Origin of the sequence: Pollutimonas bauzanensis, from assembly GCF_040393045.1 — a bacterium.
In the GTDB taxonomy this organism is placed as follows: Bacteria; Pseudomonadota; Gammaproteobacteria; order Burkholderiales; family Burkholderiaceae_B; genus Pollutimonas; species Pollutimonas bauzanensis_A.
Genome location: NZ_JBEBUX010000011.1, coordinates 1 through 19,212 on the forward strand (window position 1 = coordinate 1; position 19,212 = coordinate 19,212).

The 19,212-nt window shown below is 53.9% G+C and carries 17 protein-coding genes and 2 pseudogenes; 5 read left to right on the forward strand and 14 right to left on the reverse strand.

Annotation, left to right across the window (positions count from 1 at the left end):
- Positions 1-56: 56 nt before the first annotated feature.
- The 3 genes from ABWO67_RS03080 to ABWO67_RS03090 all read right to left on the reverse strand — a co-directional run bounded on the left by ABWO67_RS03080 (position 57) and on the right by ABWO67_RS03090 (position 2,203).
- A complete protein-coding gene (locus ABWO67_RS03080; protein ID WP_353147345.1) occupies positions 57-716 on the reverse strand; it encodes a DsbA family oxidoreductase in 660 nt (219 codons plus the stop codon).
- A gap of 62 nt (positions 717-778) precedes the next feature.
- The gene (locus tag ABWO67_RS03085; RefSeq protein ID WP_502929954.1) at positions 779-1,699 is read right to left on the reverse strand and encodes an SPFH domain-containing protein; all 921 of its coding nucleotides are present in this window, start codon (positions 1,697-1,699) and stop codon (positions 779-781) included.
- Positions 1,700-1,762: 63 nt separating this feature from the next.
- Positions 1,763-2,203, reverse strand: a complete 441-nt coding sequence (locus ABWO67_RS03090) for an NfeD family protein (protein WP_353147351.1) — start codon at positions 2,201-2,203, stop codon at positions 1,763-1,765.
- Positions 2,204-2,475: 272 nt separating this feature from the next.
- Between ABWO67_RS03090 and ABWO67_RS03095 the strand changes: the two genes are divergently transcribed.
- A complete protein-coding gene (locus tag ABWO67_RS03095; protein WP_353147354.1) occupies positions 2,476-3,381 on the forward strand; it encodes a LysR substrate-binding domain-containing protein in 906 nt (301 codons plus the stop codon).
- Positions 3,382-3,384: 3 nt separating this feature from the next.
- On the opposite strand, the gene ABWO67_RS03100 is transcribed toward ABWO67_RS03095, so the two are convergent.
- From ABWO67_RS03100 to ABWO67_RS03115, 6 genes and pseudogenes are all read right to left on the reverse strand, one after another.
- The gene (locus ABWO67_RS03100; protein WP_353147356.1) at positions 3,385-4,425 is read right to left on the reverse strand and encodes a Bug family tripartite tricarboxylate transporter substrate binding protein; all 1,041 of its coding nucleotides are present in this window, start codon (positions 4,423-4,425) and stop codon (positions 3,385-3,387) included.
- A gap of 59 nt (positions 4,426-4,484) precedes the next feature.
- Positions 4,485-5,651 carry an acetate--CoA ligase family protein gene (locus tag ABWO67_RS19305; RefSeq protein WP_502929955.1) on the reverse strand — a complete coding sequence of 389 codons (1,167 nt, stop codon included), beginning with the start codon at positions 5,649-5,651 and terminating at the stop codon, positions 4,485-4,487.
- 81 nt (positions 5,652-5,732) lie between these two features.
- Positions 5,733-6,197, reverse strand: a pseudogene (locus tag ABWO67_RS19310) (acetate--CoA ligase family protein); the annotation flags it as partial.
- Positions 6,198-6,203: 6 nt separating this feature from the next.
- A pseudogene (locus ABWO67_RS19315) lies at positions 6,204-6,647 on the reverse strand (CoA-binding protein); the annotation flags it as partial.
- A gap of 1 nt (position 6,648) precedes the next feature.
- Positions 6,649-7,482, reverse strand: a complete 834-nt coding sequence (locus ABWO67_RS03110; RefSeq protein ID WP_353147362.1) for an SDR family oxidoreductase — start codon at positions 7,480-7,482, stop codon at positions 6,649-6,651.
- 268 nt (positions 7,483-7,750) lie between these two features.
- On the reverse strand, positions 7,751-8,674 hold the full coding sequence (locus ABWO67_RS03115) for a LysR family transcriptional regulator (protein WP_353147365.1): 924 nt from the start codon (positions 8,672-8,674) through the stop codon (positions 7,751-7,753).
- A gap of 93 nt (positions 8,675-8,767) precedes the next feature.
- Between ABWO67_RS03115 and ABWO67_RS03120 the strand changes: the two genes are divergently transcribed.
- The 4 genes from ABWO67_RS03120 to ABWO67_RS03135 are packed head-to-tail and all read left to right on the forward strand — an operon-like array spanning position 8,768 to position 12,373.
- A complete protein-coding gene (locus tag ABWO67_RS03120; RefSeq protein WP_353147368.1) occupies positions 8,768-9,721 on the forward strand; it encodes an isocitrate lyase/PEP mutase family protein in 954 nt (317 codons plus the stop codon).
- Positions 9,714-10,547: an amidohydrolase family protein gene (locus ABWO67_RS03125; RefSeq protein ID WP_353147371.1), complete on the forward strand. Its 834-nt coding sequence runs from the start codon at positions 9,714-9,716 to the stop codon at positions 10,545-10,547. Before ABWO67_RS03120 ends, ABWO67_RS03125 begins: the two co-directional genes overlap by 8 nt.
- A 57-nt stretch (positions 10,548-10,604) precedes the next feature.
- Positions 10,605-11,552 (forward strand): tripartite tricarboxylate transporter substrate binding protein, encoded by a 948-nt coding sequence (locus ABWO67_RS03130; RefSeq protein WP_353147373.1) that lies wholly within the window; start codon positions 10,605-10,607, stop codon positions 11,550-11,552.
- Positions 11,549-12,373, forward strand: a complete 825-nt coding sequence (locus tag ABWO67_RS03135; RefSeq protein WP_353147375.1) for an SDR family oxidoreductase — start codon at positions 11,549-11,551, stop codon at positions 12,371-12,373. Before ABWO67_RS03130 ends, ABWO67_RS03135 begins: the two co-directional genes overlap by 4 nt.
- Positions 12,374-12,437: 64 nt before the next feature.
- On the opposite strand, the gene ABWO67_RS03140 is transcribed toward ABWO67_RS03135, so the two are convergent.
- From ABWO67_RS03140 to ABWO67_RS03160, 5 genes are all read right to left on the reverse strand, one after another.
- The gene (locus ABWO67_RS03140) at positions 12,438-13,937 is read right to left on the reverse strand and encodes a M81 family metallopeptidase (RefSeq protein ID WP_353147378.1); all 1,500 of its coding nucleotides are present in this window, start codon (positions 13,935-13,937) and stop codon (positions 12,438-12,440) included.
- An 85-nt stretch (positions 13,938-14,022) separates the two neighbouring features.
- Positions 14,023-15,708 (reverse strand): ABC transporter ATP-binding protein, encoded by a 1,686-nt coding sequence (locus ABWO67_RS03145; RefSeq protein ID WP_353147379.1) that lies wholly within the window; start codon positions 15,706-15,708, stop codon positions 14,023-14,025.
- 34 nt (positions 15,709-15,742) lie between these two features.
- Complete coding sequence (locus tag ABWO67_RS03150) at positions 15,743-16,645, reverse strand: ABC transporter permease (protein WP_353147382.1); 903 nt, start codon at positions 16,643-16,645, stop codon at positions 15,743-15,745.
- A gap of 7 nt (positions 16,646-16,652) precedes the next feature.
- On the reverse strand, positions 16,653-17,594 hold the full coding sequence (locus tag ABWO67_RS03155; protein ID WP_353147385.1) for an ABC transporter permease: 942 nt from the start codon (positions 17,592-17,594) through the stop codon (positions 16,653-16,655).
- A gap of 7 nt (positions 17,595-17,601) precedes the next feature.
- Complete coding sequence (locus ABWO67_RS03160; protein WP_353147388.1) at positions 17,602-19,191, reverse strand: ABC transporter substrate-binding protein; 1,590 nt, start codon at positions 19,189-19,191, stop codon at positions 17,602-17,604.
- Positions 19,192-19,212 lie beyond the last annotated feature (21 nt).

Sequence of the window (19,212 nt, forward strand, 5' to 3'; positions counted from 1 at the left end):
TAGTACAGAGATAGTCACAACTAATCAGGTATTTTTACAATTCAGGAAAAATAAGACTATCGCGATGGAGTTGTGAGCCCTGCGACTTGCCGCAGGGCGTTCTCGAACGTGTCGGGAGTTTGTCCTCCCTGGATAAGATGCCGATCATTCATGATGATGGCAGGTACAGAATTAATTCCCTGTTCCGCATAAAAACGCTCGCGCTCGCGGACATCGGTGGCGTATTCATCTGAATTGAGAATCTCGCCGGCGCGCTGGGCATCAAGTCCGGATTCGATACAGAGCCTGAGCAGCACATCATGCGCGCTAGGGTTCTCGCCGTCGGTGAAGTAGGCTTTCAACAGTGCACGCTTCAGTTCTAATTGATGCCCTTCAAGGCCGGCCCAGTGCAAGAGCCGGTGCGCATCGAACGTATTGTATGTATGCGTGCGCTTGTCCATATTGAACGTAAAACCGACTTCACTGCCACGTGCCGTGATAGCTTCACCATTGCTGCGCACTTGTTCCGGCGTCATTCCATACTTGCGTGAAAGCCGCTCTATGGTGTCCTGCCCCTCAGGCGGCATATCCGGATTGAGCTCGAAAGGTTGAAAATGAATCTCGGCCTGGACTTCGCCATCAAGCCGAGCCAGTGCCTGCTCCAGCGAGCTGAGGCCCACGGCGCACCATGGACAGGAAACATCAGAAACAAAATCGATCTTAATCCGGGTAGTCATATACAGCTCCTGTAAAGGGAATAAATATAGTTTAGTCCCTCTGCAGAAGCCTTACCTAGCCCCTAGCCCGCAGGCTTAGTCGCCTTGATCATGGTCATGGCCCCGGCAATCATGCTGCCCATATCGCCCATATTGGCGGGCAATATCAAGGTGTTGTTCTTCTGGGCAACTTCCTTGAAAGCGTCGACATAGCGTTCGGCCACGCTCAGGTTAACGGCGTCCATACCACCAGGAGCTTGGGTAGCTCGTGCGACCCGCTCCAGGGACTCGGCGGTAGCCTGTGCGATCGTCAGGAGCGCCTGGGCTTCGCCCTGAGCGTAGTTAATCATGGATTGCTGCTCGCCTTCGGACTTCAGGATGGCCGCCTGGCGGTTACCCTGAGCAATATTGATGTCTTCCTGCTTTTTACCTTCGGATTCAGTTACCAGTGCGCGCTTGGTACGTTCCGCAGTGATCTGCAATTGCATGGCGCGCAAGATCTCGTCGGGTGGCGTCAAGTCACTAATCTCGTAGCGCAGTACCTTCACGCCCCAGTTGGTGGCGGCTTCGTCCAGCGCCTTCACTACGGCCAGATTGATCAGGTCGCGTTTTTCAAAAGTTTCGTCCATTTCCAGCTTGCCAATCACAGAACGCAATGACGTCTGGGCGAGATTGGAAATCGCCAACACGTAATTGGTGGAACCGTAGGAAGCCTGGCGTGGATCGGTGACTTGGTAGTAAAGCACTCCATCCACCTTCAACTGTGTGTTGTCTTTGGTGATACACACTTGGCTGGCAACATCCAGCACCATTTCTTTAAGCGAGTGGCGATAAGCCACCTTTTCCACGAAAGGAACCGTAAATCCCAATCCAGGAGACAGTACGCGATCAAACCTCCCTAAGCGTTCTACCACCGCGGCATGCTGCTGAGGCACGATCTGAATTGTGGATTTGATAATTACAAACACGACCAAAGCCGCAATTATCCAGAAAGATAGCGTCATTACATAAGCGTCCATAGGGGATCCAATAAGAAAAGAGATGAGGACGTTTGGAACTTCAAACGTCTAATGTTGAGTATCCGATGCGGGATACTGACCTGGACGCAAAATTAGCGTCAGACCTTGCACTTCGTGAATATAGTGTTCACCAGGCTGCATTGGTTGGTCAACGTCTATTCGCGCGCTCCAGTTAGCGCCCCGATAAAACACCCTGACCTGTCCATTTTCGTCCCAAGCGTCCACCATGACGCTTTGGCCTATGTCTTGCACGACATTGGGATTGGACTGAGTAGGCACGTGACCTTTGGACTGACGATAACGATGCAGCACCACCAACCCTAGCAGCGACACGATCAAACCACTAACAATTTGCCACACCAAAGGTAAGCCCGCATACGCAGCGATACCTGATGCTACCAAGCCCAAGGCCACCAACAGCAAATAAAAGGTGCCCGTAGCCATTTCCAATAACAGAAACAGCGCAGCTACGCCAAACCAAAACCACATGCCATATTCCTTATAAATTGTTTCTATTTTGGCACGGTAAGGCGTTTGTAAGGAGATTAATCACTAATGTATGCAATTAAGAAGCCCGGGATGGCAAAACCTATTGGTGAAGCTACCAACTAAAGTCTTGAATATTCGATGGTACGATTTGCGTCGACAAGCTAAGTTGTTATTTTGCAGGTAGCTGCCAATGAATAATGTATTTTATGGAAGGTCTACTTCTAATGATTTCAAGATAATGACATTTTGCGGCGACGGGCACGTCACTTATTATGAAACTCAGTCAAATCAAATATTTTATTGCTGTCGCCGAAGAGCTACATTTCGGACGGGCGGCACAGCGCCTGCATCGATCTCAGCCTCCCATTAGCAGGCAAATTCGCTTGTTAGAGGACGAGCTTGATGTTGAGTTATTCAAACGAAACACTCAAAGCGTGGCCTTAACACATGCTGGAAATGTTTTCCTTAAGGAGGTCCGGCCAGCACTGATCGCAATTCAAAATGCGGCAGATGCAGCAAAACGCGCAGCAGTTGGCCAAATTGGGACTCTTTCGATTGGCATGACGGCATCCATCATGTTCGGTATATTGCCTAGCATACTGACTGAATTCCGGCGGCGTTATCCTGAAATCGTTGTCAACCTACGCTTGGCAACAAAAGCCGAACAACTTGCTGCGGTGAAGGAGTGCCGGCTATCAGTTGGCTTGGTGCGCTCATTATCCCAGGATGCCGATTTATGTCACGAAGCACTACTCAACGAGCCTTTAGAAGTCGCTATGGGCCCAACTAATCCCCTTGCCGCCAAAGCGCAAATCCAGCTTGCTGAGTTGGTCAATGAAGACTTTATTTTGTATCGTGGCCATTCGCCTACAAGCTTGGCCGACACGATTATTAGTGCCTGTCATACTGCGGGATTCAGCCCACGCATCATTCAGGAAACCGATGATATGCAGTCTGCCGCTGCCCTTGCAACCTTGGGTATCGGTATCACGCTGGTTGCCTCGTCGTTGACTCAACTGGGCTTACCCGGACTCGTCTGCAGACCTATACTGCAAAACGGGACGCCACTCACCATCCCGCTGTACGCCGTGTATATGCGTTCAGAAATGAGCATCGAACTTACGGCATTTTTATCACTTGTCCGCACCATGTGCCAAACTCTGGATAAACACGTATAAGGTTTACTGCGTCTGAATATTCAGTTCACGTATCAGTTTCCCCCATTCATTACTATCGCGCTGCATAGTGTCACTTAACGATTGCGTATTGCCCTTCATCGGCTCGACCTTGATTGCAGCGAAGCTCTCGCGCACCTTGGGATCCTGCAGACTCTCGGCCACTATAGCTGCTACCTTTTGCAATCCCTCTTGTGGAAGATCCTTGGGGGCCAATAAGGCGTACCACCAATCCACAGCATAATCAGTCAGCGCATTTTCCGCGATAGTAGGAATATCAGGAAAGGCCTTCGTCCGCGCCGAGGTGGCAACCGCCAATGGCCTAATCCGCCCATCCGCAACAAAAGGCGCAACTGAGGTTGTGCTGTCAAACATGATATCAATGCGTCCCGACACCAAATCAGTCATGGCAGCCACCGAACCACGATAAGGAACATGCGTAAGTTCAATTCCAGCCTTTGCTGCAAACAACGCAGCGGTCATATGCAGAGAACTGCCTACACCGGCCGACCCATAGGTTAGTTTGCCTGGATCGGCCTTGGCAGCATCAATAATATCCTGCACTGTTTTATAAGGTGAGTTTGCAGGCACAACTACCACATTAGGCACGACACCAACCGGCGCCAAAGCACGGAAGTCGCCGAGTGCATCGTATGATATTTTGGGGTTCAGGGCCGGCACCATGACATGCCCCATCGCAGTCATCAGCAACGTATGACCGTCCGTAGACCGCGCTACTGCCTCCGTACCTATGATGCCGCCCGCACCGGCGCGGTTCTCGACCACCACAGATTTTTTAAGCCCGGCTTCCAGGTAAGGAGCAAGAATTCGTGTCATGGTATCGATCGCCCCGCCTGGAGGAAAGGGCACAACAATACGCACTGGACGCTCGGGCCACGCTTTAGCAAAACTGGTGGAAGGCCCGGCAACAGAAAGAAAAGCCACTATAAAAATGACAGTCATCATATTGATGATGCGTCGAAGCGATACCGCTGAAGTCAGTGCTTCATCCCGAGAAAAACATACATAAAAGGGTCTCTTCATCATATCTCCGTATCGTTATATTTTGGTCTGATGACTGTTTTGCACAGCACATTCGCTATTAATCATTGACGAACAATCAGACCATCCACCGCTATGCCTCCACGGGCATGCAGAATAATGGGGTTAATGTCTATTTCCAAAATTTCATCTGCCAAATCGTTCATCAGTTCTGAGACCCTCGTTACGAGTCCGACAAAGTGATCTATATCAGATGGCATGGCGCCACGCAGCCCATCCAGCAAAGGACGCATACGTAGACCATTTAGCGAATTTCGGACCTCAGCACTACTGATCGGCGCCAAACCGACCGCCACATCGCGCAATACTTCGACCTGTGTGCCACCAAAACCGAACACGACGATCGGCCCGAATTGTGGATCCTGGCGTGCGCCGATGATCATTTCGATGCCTTGCGGCACCATTTTTTGAATACTGATACCTGCAATCTCTACCTGCAGTTCGAACCCCTGAACCGCCGTCATAATTTCATCGTAAGCCTGGGCCACAGATGCTGCATCTCTCAGACTTAGCTTGACCCCACCAACATCCGATTTATGCCGAATTTCAGCAGCCTGAACTTTAGCCACGACTGGAAAGCCCATTTTTTCAGCGGCGGCAATAGCCTGAGCTGCGGTTGTGCATAGCACTTCTGGTACGACATCGATACCATAAAACTCAAACAGCTTTTTGGCTTCGCCTTCAGTCAAGACGCTAGCATTTTCAAACGACTGAATATAACGGCGCGCAGCATCACGCGCATCTTGGGCTATTAGTACAGATACTTCCTGCGAGAGCAGAGCCTGGCGACGCGCATAGTCAAACCAAAACTGATATGCATGCATGCAACGATCAAGAGAACGAAACACGGAAATTCGGCGACTGGCATCGTAAACCCGTGAACCAATACCTTCGTACCATTCATTCATCCAAACCAGCGACAACGGTTTATCGATTTTAGATGCCAGCGCATCAAGCCCTTCAGCGCGTCTAATAGCGGCTTCGCCGTGCGCCGATGGCATCAGAATTGCCAAACCGGCAAACCCAGGGTCGTCGGCAAAAATGCGCACACATTCGCCATAAAGCTCTTCATCTCGTATCGATTCGGCGGTAATGTCCGCTGGGTTGGCAATACTGGCGAATGCGGGCAATCGCTGGGACAAAGCCTCTACTGTTGCAGGGGTAGGTGTTGGTAGGCATAAACCGTATTTATCAGCCTTATCAGCTGCCATCACAACCGATCCACCTGAGCCCGAAATAATCCCAATGGCCGAGCTTGACGGCTTGCCAACACGAGAAAAAAACACGGCCGTCTCCAACAGTGCCTCGAAGGTGTCCACTTCGATAACACCTGTCCGCTCGAATAAAGCGCGATATGTTGCGGCATCGCCCGCCAGCATGCCCGAATGAGACAGTGCCGCCTTCTGCCCTGACGCTGTAACACCAATTTTATAGATCACAACGGGTTTGCCAGCGCGAAATGCTCGCTCTAGGGCTGTACGTAGGCGACGGCCATTGGGCACGCTTTCAAATATCGAGGCAATGGCCTTGGTATTCGGGTCGTCTACTAAATAATCGATCAGGTCGGCAATATCCACGTCACAAGAATTGCCGGTAGATATAAGATGACTGAATCCCACCCCCCGGTGCATGGCCTGAAAGACCACGTAGCCTAACGCACCACTCTGTCCAACCAAACCGACATCACCCGGCACCATGGGCAAGTCCTTGATGCTGGGTAATATATTACAGCTCGCCCCCGACCGGACGTTGACCATACCTGTACAATTCGGGCCCAACACACGAATACCATGCGTTGTAGCGATATCAGTGATGCGACGCTGCAACAGCGTACCTTCGTCCGTTCCGATTTCCGAAAAGCCAGAAGAAAACACGATTGCACTAGGTATCCCGCACGCCACCGCTTGCAACAACACCGACTCCACCTGATGGGCAGGTACTGCAATCCCCACGCAATCAGGTCGTTCAGGCAACTCGGCCAGGCTGGGATAGCAGCGATACGCATTCACTTCTGAATACTGCGGATTGACTGGAAAAACCTTGCCTTTGTAATGCTTTGCAAGATTGCGGAGTACTGCCCCACCAAACGACCCTGGCTTTGGCGACGCGCCTACGATGGCGAGTATTTTCGGATTAAGTAGCGATGTCAAAGCCGCCGACGGCGTTAGCGGGACTTCTGTAACGTTCTGCATTTCTACGAGTTCCATCTCAGACCCACCCTCTCTTCAGCCAGCGCCCACCGTCCACGGTCAAATCGCAACCCGTAATGAAATTGCCTGCAGGTGAAGCAAGATATGCGCACGCCTGGGCAATATCATCGGTCTGGCCAAAGTGCCCCAGTGCCATGCGTTCACGCTCTTTTTCGGCTTCGTTACGAGCTTCGTACAAACGGCGCACGCCCTCGGTATTTTCAATGGGACCCGGCAGCACGTTGTTTAAGCGTATCCCATGCGGCCCCCATTCGACAGCTAAGCTGCGCGTCAAGGCAGTTACACCAGCTTTCGCAGATGCCGCGTGCGCACTGCCTGGCCAACCAGAAGCGGCCTGTGCCAAAGAGATATTGATAACGCGCCCGCCCCAGGTAGAGCGCTTGAGCGCCTGAAATGCAGCGTGACAAAAATTGAAAGTGCCATTTAGGTCAATATCAATGACAGCCCGCCAGCCATTCGGCGTCAGTTCTTCGAAGGGACAATGAAAATTCCCTGCGGCGTTGTTCACCAATACATCGATGCCACCGAATTGCTCCACGGTTTGCTGCACCACACCTTGGACGCTGGCATGATCACGGACATCCGCAGAGACCGTCAATATCTGTGCACCGGTCGACGCCAAGGTTTGACGAGCCTCTTCAAGCTTGTCAACCTTCCGCCCAACCAACACTAGATTCGCTCCTAGCATCCCAAAAACTTCAGCAATGCCCAGACCGATGCCGGAACTACCCCCCGTTATAATGGCCGTCCGGCCTATCAGTAAGTCATCGCGAAATACTAGCCGTACGTTCTGAGCACTAGATGTGCCTTCGGCTTGACCATCCATATTCATACCTGCTCCTTACTTATCTTATTTGAAACTTTCTGAAGATAAGTATAGAGACGCGGGCAGGCATGCTAATTCATTCGAAGCATCGCTTAATACAAAATACGTATGATGCTTCTCAACTGCTGGGACGCGACTCAGCGCTCTTTTAGATCGTCTAGTTACCCTCCCCTTTTTAACGTTTTTTTGGGGGAGTCACCTTTCCACCCGTATCAATGCAGTCAAGCAGCAGCCTTGCTGACCGCGGGAATCATCCTCTGGAATTCGGCGATTCTCAACCTGCACGGCTCGTTAACGGCACAAAATATCGGGACTCGAGCATGACCCTTCTAGCAATTTCTACTAGCCCGGTAATGCCTTCCGATCGCATTGTTTTGGGAAAAGCTGCGCATATCTGTAATGGCGAAAAAGGGGTTTGTTGCCGATAACTCACCACGGATCCGCGTTGAATTTCATCTCGTAACATGCAGGTTGGAAGCACCCCCAGCCCAACACCGCCAGCCACCAGGCGCGCGAGCATAGCAAGACTATTACACGTGCTCACGTTAAGCGCTGCCCCACCCTCCTTATCCCACCAGTTGGCCATCGTTTCGTGCAGGGGCGAAGGCTTGGGCACGCAAAGAATGGTGGATGCACCGAGCGTTTGCGGGCTGACAAAATTCCCCTGCAGCTGTTTGGCGCGGCTGCCCATCCAGGCAACAGGGGCGAGCGCTAAAGGCTCGACATGCATATGCGCCGGATAACCCGGATCGGCCAAAAACGCCATGTCCAATCGGTTAGCCGCTAGTTCCTCCAAGAGCACAAAACTGTTGCTCACCGTGAGTTCGACTTTGAGTCGAGGATAGCGCTCACCAAAAAGCGTAATGATCTTGGGCAGCACCGCGATCGCAATCGTCTCGGAAGACCCTACTCGGAGCGTACCCTGTAGGGGATCGCCAGTACGAAGCCGCGTCTCGAGTTCGTCCAATAACTTCAAAATTTGCTCGGTGTACTGAATAGCCACCACGCCATCAGCGTTGGGCTTGGCCGAACGTCCGTCGCGCTCAAAAAGCTTCTTGCCAAGTGCCTCTTCAAGATCACGCACACGAAGCGAGATGGTGGGTTGGGTCACATTGATGTGGCGCGCCGCCGCCTGAAAGGAGCCCAGTTTTGAGATTGCTGCCAGCGCTTCGATCTGAGCAAGTGAATACCGACGCATTGGAAATTCCTATATAAATCTCACAAAAAGTTTAATTAGTTTAATACGTTGCGCATTGCTAGGATAGCGTCATACACACATGAGAGAGTGAATATGAGCAAGACAAAAGAGCTACGCGATGCAATCTACGCACCCGAAATCCTTGTACAACCGGGCGTCTATGATGGATTCAGCACTCGCTTAGTTGAATACATGGGCTACAAAAGCGCCTTTATTACAGGTAGCGGTGTGAGCGAAGCGCGTCTGGGCCAGGTTGATGTAGGCATCATGGGCATGGAAGAGAACGTTGCGGCCGTAAGAAGCATTGCGGCCTGCTCAAGCCTTGCACTTCTTGCCGACGGAGACACAGGCTACGGAAACGCAATCAACGCTTATCACACCGTGCGGGCCTTTGAGCGTGCTGGGGCGGCTGGCATCATGCTAGAGGATCAAGTCTGGCCCAAACGCTGTGGTCATATGCGCGGCAAGGAAGTGATCCCTCAAGACGAAATGGTACAAAAACTTCGCGCGGCCTGCGAAGCGCGGGTCGACAAGAATTTTGTCATCAAGTCGCGCACGGATACTCTGGCCACCAACGGACTGGATGAGGTAATTCGCCGCCTGAACGCCTACGCTGAAGCGGGTGCGGATCTGCTGTTTGCCGATGCCCTCATGGACGCAGAGCAAATCCGCACGGTTGCTGCCAACGTTTCCAAGCCCCTTTGCGTGAACATGGGCTTCGGCATTCGCCAGCGTTCAACCACCCCGCTGCTGTCAGCCGCGCAGTTACAAGAACTCGGAGTTGCAGTTGTCATTTACCCTCGGCTTCTGACCGCATGCGCGTTAGCCGGTATGAAAAAGGGCTTGGAAGTTTTGGGTGAGTCCCTCAGCACAGGTCAGGCCGCTGACCGTCCCGATCTAGCGGTGAGCTTTGAAGAGCTTAACGAAGTCATGGGTATGGGCGAGATCAAGCGTCTGGAAGAGGAGTTCCTCACCGCCGCGCAAAAAACCGCCAAGTACGGCAAAGAGCATACAGGTCCCGTCGACTTAGGAGCCATGCATGAATGAGCTGGCGGCGACTGCAAAAACGCTTCCTTCCGGCGCCGTGGACAGCCATGCGCATGTCATTAAAAAGGACATGCCGCTTGCAAACAACCGCCACTCTCAGCCGGCGCGCGATGCAAGCGTAGGGGATTACTTGAAAACGCTCGATGCGTATGGCGTCACCTACGGACTGCTAACAGCACCAAGCTTTTACGGATCGAATAATGAAGTGCTATTACACGCGCTCGATGAGGCGGCCGGCCGCCTTCGAGGCACCGCCATCGTTGAGCCCACGATCAGCGAAAGCACGCTTGCCTCCATGAAGTCCAAGGGCGTGTGCGGCATTAGGCTGAATTGGGTCAAGCGCGATGCCCTGCCCGACATCACGTCAAGTCAATACCAAGGACTGCTTGCGAAAGCCAGGAACCTGGGGCTTCACGTTGAGGTGTATCTAGAAGGCGAGCACTTGCCACCCATACTCAAAGCCATCAACGCGAGCGGCGCACGCGCGGTCATTGATCATTTTGGTCACCCAAAGGGTGAAGACGGAGTCGAAAGCGCTGGCTTTCATGCCCTGCTGGACGCCCTTCAGGCGGGGAACACGTGGGTTAAGCTCTCTGCGCCCTTTCGCCTTCGGGGTACCGACCCGCTGACGCTCGCCCAGAAAATCGTCGATCAATCCGGCGGCTCTCGCGCCGTGTGGGCCACCGATTGGCCGTGGGTGGGGTTTGAGGAAAAAATTACCTACCAGCAGTGCATTGACTCACTCTTTGCGTGCGTTCCAGACGAGGCAATCCGCAACCGCATTCTCGTTCAAAACGCTCATGAAATATTCGGATTTAATTCCTAGGGCAACCCGCAATGCGGGCTAACGTAACAGTCGATCTATCGGTTAGGAGACAACACCATGAATAAGTATAAACTTCTCGGCGCCGCCGTTTTAATAGCTTTCGCGCACGTATCAGTCGCCAAAGAGGTGGCAAAGCTCATCGTCCCAACCGCACCCGGTGGGGGCACCGACTCGCTCTTTAGAGCAATTGCACGATACGCCGAACCGCACCTTGATGCCACGCTTGTCGTGCAAAATTCAGGGGGCGCGGGTGGCGCGATCGGTGTGAGCCAATTGACCCGAGCAAAACCTGACGGCCTGACCATGGCAGGTGTGTGGATGGGACCTATTACGGTCGCGCCCCATACCATCAACACGACCTATGGCTTGGACGACTATATTCCGGTTATCCAGCTTGATGCAGCGCCGTACGTGCTGTGCGTGAGAGCTAACTTCCCAGCAAATAACGGCAAGGAACTTCTGGAAGAGCTCAAATCCAAGCCAGACACCTATACGTTCGGGACCGACGGGGTTGCAGGCCCCGGACAGCTGGCCGCCGAGCGAGTGTTCCAATCCTTTGGAGTCAAGGCGCGCGATATCCCCTACCGGGGCGCTGGCGAGACCATGCCAGCACTTTTAGGTAGTGTGGTCGACATCTATGTAGGCTCGATACCTCCGGCTGCTGCCATGGAAAAGAAGGGGGACATCAAATGCTTGCTGGCCACCGGCGCTGATCCGGTCAAAGCCCTTCCCCGTGCAACGAGCCTGGGAGAATTAGGGATCCCCGAGAAGGAAACCTTGCTTTGGCACGGCATCGTTGTGCCAGCTGGCACGCCCGATGAGGCAGTAGATCGCATTGCAGATGCCTTCGACAAGGCCGCCAGCTCACCCGAGATGGCTGAGTTCTTTGAGACGGCCGGGGTGGAGAAGAAAATACTGCGCCGCAAGGAGTTCTCTGAGCACATCAGAAAAGAATATGCGGAGCTTGGCAATCTGGTCCAAAGCCTAGGTCTTAAAAAACAATGACAATCATGCGGGCATCGTCTATCTCCGACAAGCAGCGTAACGAGGTAGCTAGCGCAGCGCAACGGGTTCTAGTGACGGGGGCTGCCCGCGGAATCGGGCTTGCGATTGCGCGAGCGTTTCTGTCTGACGGCGCGCGCGTTTTCGTGTGTGACAAAGATGAGCGCTCGCTCGCTGCGCTGGCGCAAAGCGATCCGCTATTGTTCACCGCGCACGCCGACGTAGCCGACCCTCAGTCGGTTGCAACGCTCATGAGCAAAGTCCGCCAGCAGTTTGGCGGCTTGGATGTCCTGGTTAATAACGCGGCCATCACCGGTCCCTTCGGGCCAGTAGAAGAGAACGATCCCACGCTTTGGGCCGCCGCCATCTCGGTGAACCTGGTGGGCCAGTTCAACTGCGCACACTACGCCGTGCCCCTTTTAAAATCTGTCCAGGGCGGCAGCGTCGTGAATATATCCTCGGTCGCAGGGCGTCTGGGCTACCCAATGCGTAGCGCCTACTCAGCCTCCAAGTGGGGCATTATCGGGTTCACACAAACCCTTGCGATGGAATTGGGGCCGCACTCCATTAGAGTCAATGCCATCCTCCCCGGCATCATCGACAACGATCGACACCAGGGGCAAGTGCGTGCGCAAGCTGAACGACTTGGCGTCAGCGTTCACACAATGAACCAAAGCTACCTGGATACCATCTCGATGGGAGAAAAAGCCAGTGAAGAGGAAGTCGCTGACCTGGCTGTCTTTATTACTTCCAGTCGCGGTCGACACATCAGCGGACAATCGCTCGGGATATGCGGCAACGTAGAAACAATGCGTAGGCGCTGACCAAAGTATCGCCATCGATATGCCAGGTGTACGCATAGCGACACACCTGGCATGTACCAGAAAACTAGGCGACTTGGAACGCTTCCCCACAAGGATCCAGCCTGATCCCAACTGGCAAATTCTTCCATGGCAATTGTTTCAGAATCATGGGCATGGAACCCGGTGCGGCGCCGACAATAATTTCTTCGGCGATGGGAGTGAAATCGGCACGGAAATGCACAGCACTTTTCACGACCAGAATAGCTTGTTCTGTAGGCTCGACACCAACAAATCGGAACATGGCCTGATCCGCCATTTGCACCTTTTGCGAAGCCAGTACAACGCGCACCCCTTCAATCAACAAGCAGGCTGAAAGACCCAAATCAAGCTTAAAGCCGTGGTAAAAAGGCCCGGTGGCTGCTGTCTTGCCGTCCGACAGGCGTTCGATTAAAAACTCGCCTTCAAAAGGCTGGTCGTCAGGAAGGCCCGCATTGCCACCGATAGCGATGCGGATGCGCTGGCCTTCGCCGGCTTCATGGATTTTTGCGGCCGCTGCGGGATCGATGATCAAGCCAATCGCAGCGCGTTCTGCCTTGTTGCGCAATAAGGCGCGCAGCATGCCCGTGGTATCGGAGTTACTGCCAGCGCCCGGATTGTCTTGGGCATCGGCAATGACGACTGGCTTGGAACTGGTCAGAGACTTTTCCATGGCGTATTTGACCGCTTCATCGGGGCTGTAAAGCTTACCGGCAAACAACGATTCCGCCGCATTGACGGCCGCTTCCAATTGGTCGGCCGCCGCGTTCGCGCTTGCCTGATCGTCTGCATACGCCCAGATTACGGGTGAACATTCCTTAAAGTCTGCAGCCGGAAAGCCAGTAGTGAAAGACACATGGGTAACGTCTTTTTCAATGTCCGCGAGCTGCTGGTACAGACCCTTGGACGGCTGAATGTCGGTGCACTGCCAACAAATAGGAATCAGGAAAGGCAAACGGCGTATAGCGACTTTAGATCGTTTCCCCGTCACCAGGCGGCGTTGCAGCTGCTGGTACGCCCGCGCACCGGTTTCCGCCATGTCGACATGAGGATAGGTGCGATACGCCACCAGAATGTCGGCCTCTTGAAGCATTTGGGAAGTCACATTGGCATGCAGATCCAAGCTAGCTACGATGGGCACATCGGGTCCGACCACAGCGCGCACCCGGCGCAACAGTTCGCCTTCGCCATCGTCGAAAGTTTGTGCCACCATCGCACCGTGCAAGTCCAAGTACACCGCATCGACCGGTAAGGCGGCACGGATGCCGTCGACAATCATTGCCGAAATACGTTCATAAGTGTCGGCAGCAACATGCGCCGATGGGCTAGCCGCGCACCATGTGGTGGGAATGACCCTATCACCCGAATCCAGCGCACATTTCACAAAGCCTGCGGCGGGAATATTGGCGCCGGCAATCGCCGGCCAAACTTCTTCGCCCGAGACCAGACCCGGCCAGCCGCCACCAGCCAGGAAGGCATCCCAATCGGCTAGATCAGGCGCAAAGGTGTTGGTTTCGTGTTGAAAACCGCCATAAACGATACGTAGCATATTTATTTCTGCCTTTTCATGAGTTTGTGTTTGCACCGTATGCTGGTGCCTGCTTCAAATTTTGGATCGTGGCAACCGTATTCGCTTACGCTTGAACCGGCCGGAAATTCTGGAAATCCCAACCTCGACCAGGCGCTGCGTTGATCAGGGCCTTGGTATAGCGTTGCTGCGGATGGCTTAACACTTGGCTGGCGCTGCCCGACTCAACAACTTTGCCCTGTTGCATTACTAAAATGGTGTCGCAAATCTGGGCGGCGACCCTAAGGTCGTGGGTGATGAATAACACCCCTACCCCAACGCGCTGGCGGACTTCCTCGAGCAAGTCCAGCACCTGGGCCTGAACGGAAACGTCAAGCGCAGACACAGCCTCGTCGGCAACCAGCACATCGGGTTCCATAACCAAAGCACGCGCAATGCAGATACGCTGGCGCTGGCCCCCAGAAAACTGATGCGGATAACGCTCCAACGTGTCGGCCGGCAGGCCCACCAGCTCCATCGCCCGCAAAGCCTGCTTGATGGCATCACTGCGCGCAGTGCCGTAATTGAGCAAGCCCTCGATAATCGAGTCACCCACCTGGCGCCTGGGATTCAGACTGCGGTAGGGATCCTGAAAAATAATCTGGATGCGTTTGCGTATGGGCATTAGCCGGCTGCGGCCCAGAACGGTAATGTCATCATCGTGCAATCTGATTTCACCCGAACTGGGGTCGATTAATCGAACGACGCAACGCGCCACTGTGGATTTCCCCGAACCGGACTCGCCGACAATACCCAGGATCTCGCCGCGACGCAGGGTCAGGGTGACATCACTGGCAGCCGCCACTTGTTCCGCTTTTTTGAATAGTCGTTTGGTCTTGTCGTAAAACTTGTTCAGGCTGCGAACTTTAAGAATGATTTCGCCCTCCGGTGCCGAACGTGTGCGGGGCGTGAGGCTAGGCACCGATGAAACCAGCATGCGGGTGTAGTCTTGAGCAGGATTCGCGAGTATCTGGTCGCGCGTTCCGGTTTCAACCACACTACCCTGATTCATGACAAGAATCCGGTCGGCGATTTCGGCCACTACACCAAAGTCGTGGGTAATAAATATAACGGCGGTGCCATGTTGGGTTTGCAACTCCCGAATCAAAGACAGAATCTGCTTTTGTGTAGTCACGTCGAGCGCCGTGGTGGGCTCGTCGGCAATAAGCAGTTTGGGCCGCAAGATCAGGGCCATCGCAATAACAATACGCTGACGCTGCCCGCCCGACAACTGATGCGGATAAGAATCGTAAATACGTTCTATATCGGGCAGATGCACGGACTCCAGCATTGCCAGCACCTGCCGACGCCTTTCCGCGGCACCGACTTTAGTGTGCAGCTTGAGTACCTCTTCGACCTGAGTGCCAACCCGGTGTACTGGGTTAAGCGCCGTCATAGGCTCTTGAAACACCATCGCAATTTTGGACGCACGCAGTTCGCGCATGCGACTGGCACTGACTTTCAGGATATCCTCGCCGTCGATTTCAATTTGTCCGGCAGTCGCAGACAATGTGTCTTTAGGTAGCAAACCCATTACCGCCAGCGACGTAACCGACTTACCCGAACCGGATTCACCGACAATGCAGAGCGTCTCGCCAGCGAAGACCTCCAGGCCCATGTCCTTAACAACCGGACGGCCAGGGGTGGCTTCGGCATTGCCAGAGCCGTTGCTTACGTTGACGGACAGCTTTCTTATGGTTAACACCGGAGCATCGCTGCGGATGCTGGCGTATTCGTGTGCGGACGGAGTCATGATTGGTTCCTGATATTCGTTCAAGGTACTCGCCTTACAGTCGACGCGACATGCGCGGATCCAGCGCATCGCGCATGGCATCGCCCAGTACATTGACGCTTAGCACGGTCAGTGAAAGCAGTATGCCGGGGTACAACACCAGTCCTGGCAGAAGCTGAAAGTAGGCACGCCCTTCGGCCATGATGTTGCCCCATGATGAAGTTTCAGGGGGTACGCCGGCACCTAGAAAACTTAGGATGGCTTCAGTAAGAATGGCGGAGGCGAACACGTAGGTGCCTTGCACAACTAACGGCGCCATCGTGTTGGGCACCAGATGACGCATCATCAACGTAAAAGTGGGCGTGCCCAACGCCACGGCAGCTTCAACATAGGGTTCGTTGCGCACGCTTAAAATTACGCTGCGCACCAATCGCACGACGCGCGGCACTTCAGGCACCGTGATTGCAATCATGACCGTCATCAGGCTGGCGCCAGATAGCGACACCAGAGCAATCGCCAGCAGAATGCCAGGAATTGCCATCAGGCCGTCCATAATGCGCATGACGATGCCATCGATCCAACGAAAATAGCCGGCCACAACGCCAATTGCCAGGCCTATCACCATACTGAAAGCGGCAACGCCCAGACCGACCACCAGTGACACCCGCGCCCCATATAAAACACGCGAGAACACGTCCCGGCCATAGGCATCCGTGCCCAGCCAATGTTCGGCAGAAATAGGTTTTAAACGCACACTGGGATTGATGGCAGTAGGATCAACGGTGTGCAGCCAGGGAGCAAAGAACGCAATGAAAACCACCACCGCCAGTACGAAAAGCGATATCAGCACCGGCCCGCCCTTCAATGTCTGGAAAATGGCTGAATGAATTTTTGCGGGGGCAATACCTGCATCGCCGGGAACTGTGGCAGCAGGCAGTGTAGTTGTGACGTTTGCCATATCGGCCTCAGTAACGAATACGTGGATCGAACACGGTGTACAACGCGTCGACAACAAGGTTGATAAGAACGTAGACAAAAGCGAACAGCAGTATCAGCGCCTGTATGACCGGATAATCCCGTGCGAGTACCGCTTCTACGACCAGTCGTCCCAGGCCGGGAAGATTGAAGACCGATTCGGTCACCACAACGCCGCTGATCAACATTGCCACGCCCACACCAATAATCGTCACGATGGGTACCGCAGCATTACGCAAAGCATGCCCGGTCAATACGCTGCTTTCGCGCAGCCCTTTGGCACGCGCCGTACGAATGAAGTCCTCACCCATGACTTCGATAATGCTGGTACGGGTGATGCGTGCTATTAGCGCTATATACACCGTGCTAAGTGCTACGGTAGGCAAAACCAGCGTTTGAACAAATGGCCACACACCGGCGGAGAAAGGTTTGTAGCCCTGTACGGGAAACCAGCCAAATTTCAACGAGAAGACAAGAATCAGGACGTATGCAGTGACGAATACAGGCACCGAAAAGCCCAATACCGACGTAGCCATTACGACGCGATCCAGCAGCTTGCCCTGGCGCCAGGCCGCGAGGATTCCCAGCGGGATGGCGACAATGACCGACAAGGTGATCGTGCTCAGGCATAGCGCCAGCGACGGCCCCATGCGCTGCCCTATCATTTCGGCTACGGGCACACCGGAAAGCAGTGATGTGCCCAGATCACCCTGAAGCAAACGCCATATCCACATAAAGAACTGGATATAGATTGGTTCGTCTAACCCCATCATCTGGCGTATTTCAGCAAGCTGCTGCGGTGTGGCGGAGTCGCCCGCGATAATTGCAGCCGGGTCTCCCGGAGTGAGCCTGAGGATGGCAAATACTACCGCCGCCACCATGGCCATAACAGGAATCGATGCTGCGACGCGCCGTAAGATAAAGTTAAACATAGTCAGCTCAGCTTGCGGATTTCTTGATGTTCCAGAAGATCGGCGCGGGCGATTCCAGCATGCCCGTCAGGTTCTTTCGGAAAGCGCCGGGTACAAAATACTGGCCCATAGGCAGCAGCACGCCTTCGTCAATGACCAGTTGCTGGATTTCACCGGCCAATTGCTTGCGCTTGGCTTCGTCTGTAGTGCCTGAAAACTCAACACGAAGCGCTTCAATCTTGGGCACGTCGGGCCAGCCGAACCAGGCCTGTGTACCGTTGGCGGCAACACCAAAGGCACGCAAGGGATCAAGCGCTTCGGCCATCACGTTATTGGTCGCAAAGATGTTCCAACCACCTGCCTTAGGTTCAGCCTGAACCGCACGGCGGGTTACGACCGTTTGCCAATCCATGGCTTGCATGTCGACCTTGAAACCAGCGGCGCGCAATGCCTGGGCAATGACAACGGGCTGAGCATTGACCGACGGGGTGTCGGTCGGCTGCAGGATAACGACTGGGGTGTTGTCGTAGCCGGCCTCTTTCAGCAATGCCTTGGCTTTTTCAATATTGCCTTTGACCGAAACTTCGGCACCGGCTTGACTGTCATAGGGCAAGCCACAACCGAACAAGGCGGCGCATGTCTTGAAGTACTTGGGGTTACCGATGAGGGCTTGCAGGACGCTTTCCTGATCTACGGCGTACATTGCCGCCTGGCGAATTTTCTTGTTGTTGAAAGGCGCATGCAGATGGTTCATGCGCATCACGGTCTGGTAGCCCTGCGGATCCAGCACCTTGATGTTGATGTCGGCATTGCTTTCGACAATGGGAGCCAGGTCGAATGGCAACTGCTCCAGGTAGTCGATCTCACCGCTGACCAAAGCGTTAACGGAGGTCATGGCATCGGGCGTGGCAATCCACTTAACGCGATCCACGTACACGTTCTTGCCACCTGCGGTACCGCTTGCCGCTTCTTTGCGCGGCACGTAATCAGTGTTCTTTTCATATACCGCCTGCAGGCCTGGCCTGAATTCGGCGGCAACCATTTTGAACGGACCCGAGCCGATATACTCTTTAATGGGCTGGTTGGCTGGTGTATCGGCAATGCGCTTGGGCATCATGAAAGGCGCAATCCCGCTGGGCTTGGCCAGCGCGCGCACCGCCAAATCCGTAGGGTTTTTAAATGTCATGACGAAACTCTTGGCGTCCAGGGCCTTCATCTCTGTCATCTGGGAATTCATCATCTGGCCCATCTTGTCTTGTGCTGCCCAGCGCTTGATGGATGCGATGCAATCATCGGCGGTAACGGGCGTGCCATCATGCCATTTCAGTCCATCACGCAAGGTGAAGGTATAAGACTTGCCGTCGGCCGACACGTCCCATTTATCAACCATTTGTGGTTGGATCTTGTTTTCGGCATCGGTTGCCAACAAGGTGTCATAAATCATGTAGCCATGGTTACGCGTGATATGCGCCGTGGTCATGATGGGATCAAGGACGCGCAAACTGGAATGCATTACTGCAGTAATGGTTTGCGCCTGAAGCGATGGAGCGACGGCTGCGCTGGCAAGCGCAACGGCCAGCAGAAGTTTTCGTGGCGAGAATAGTTGTTGTTTCGACATGGTTTACCTTGCTTTGGTGGA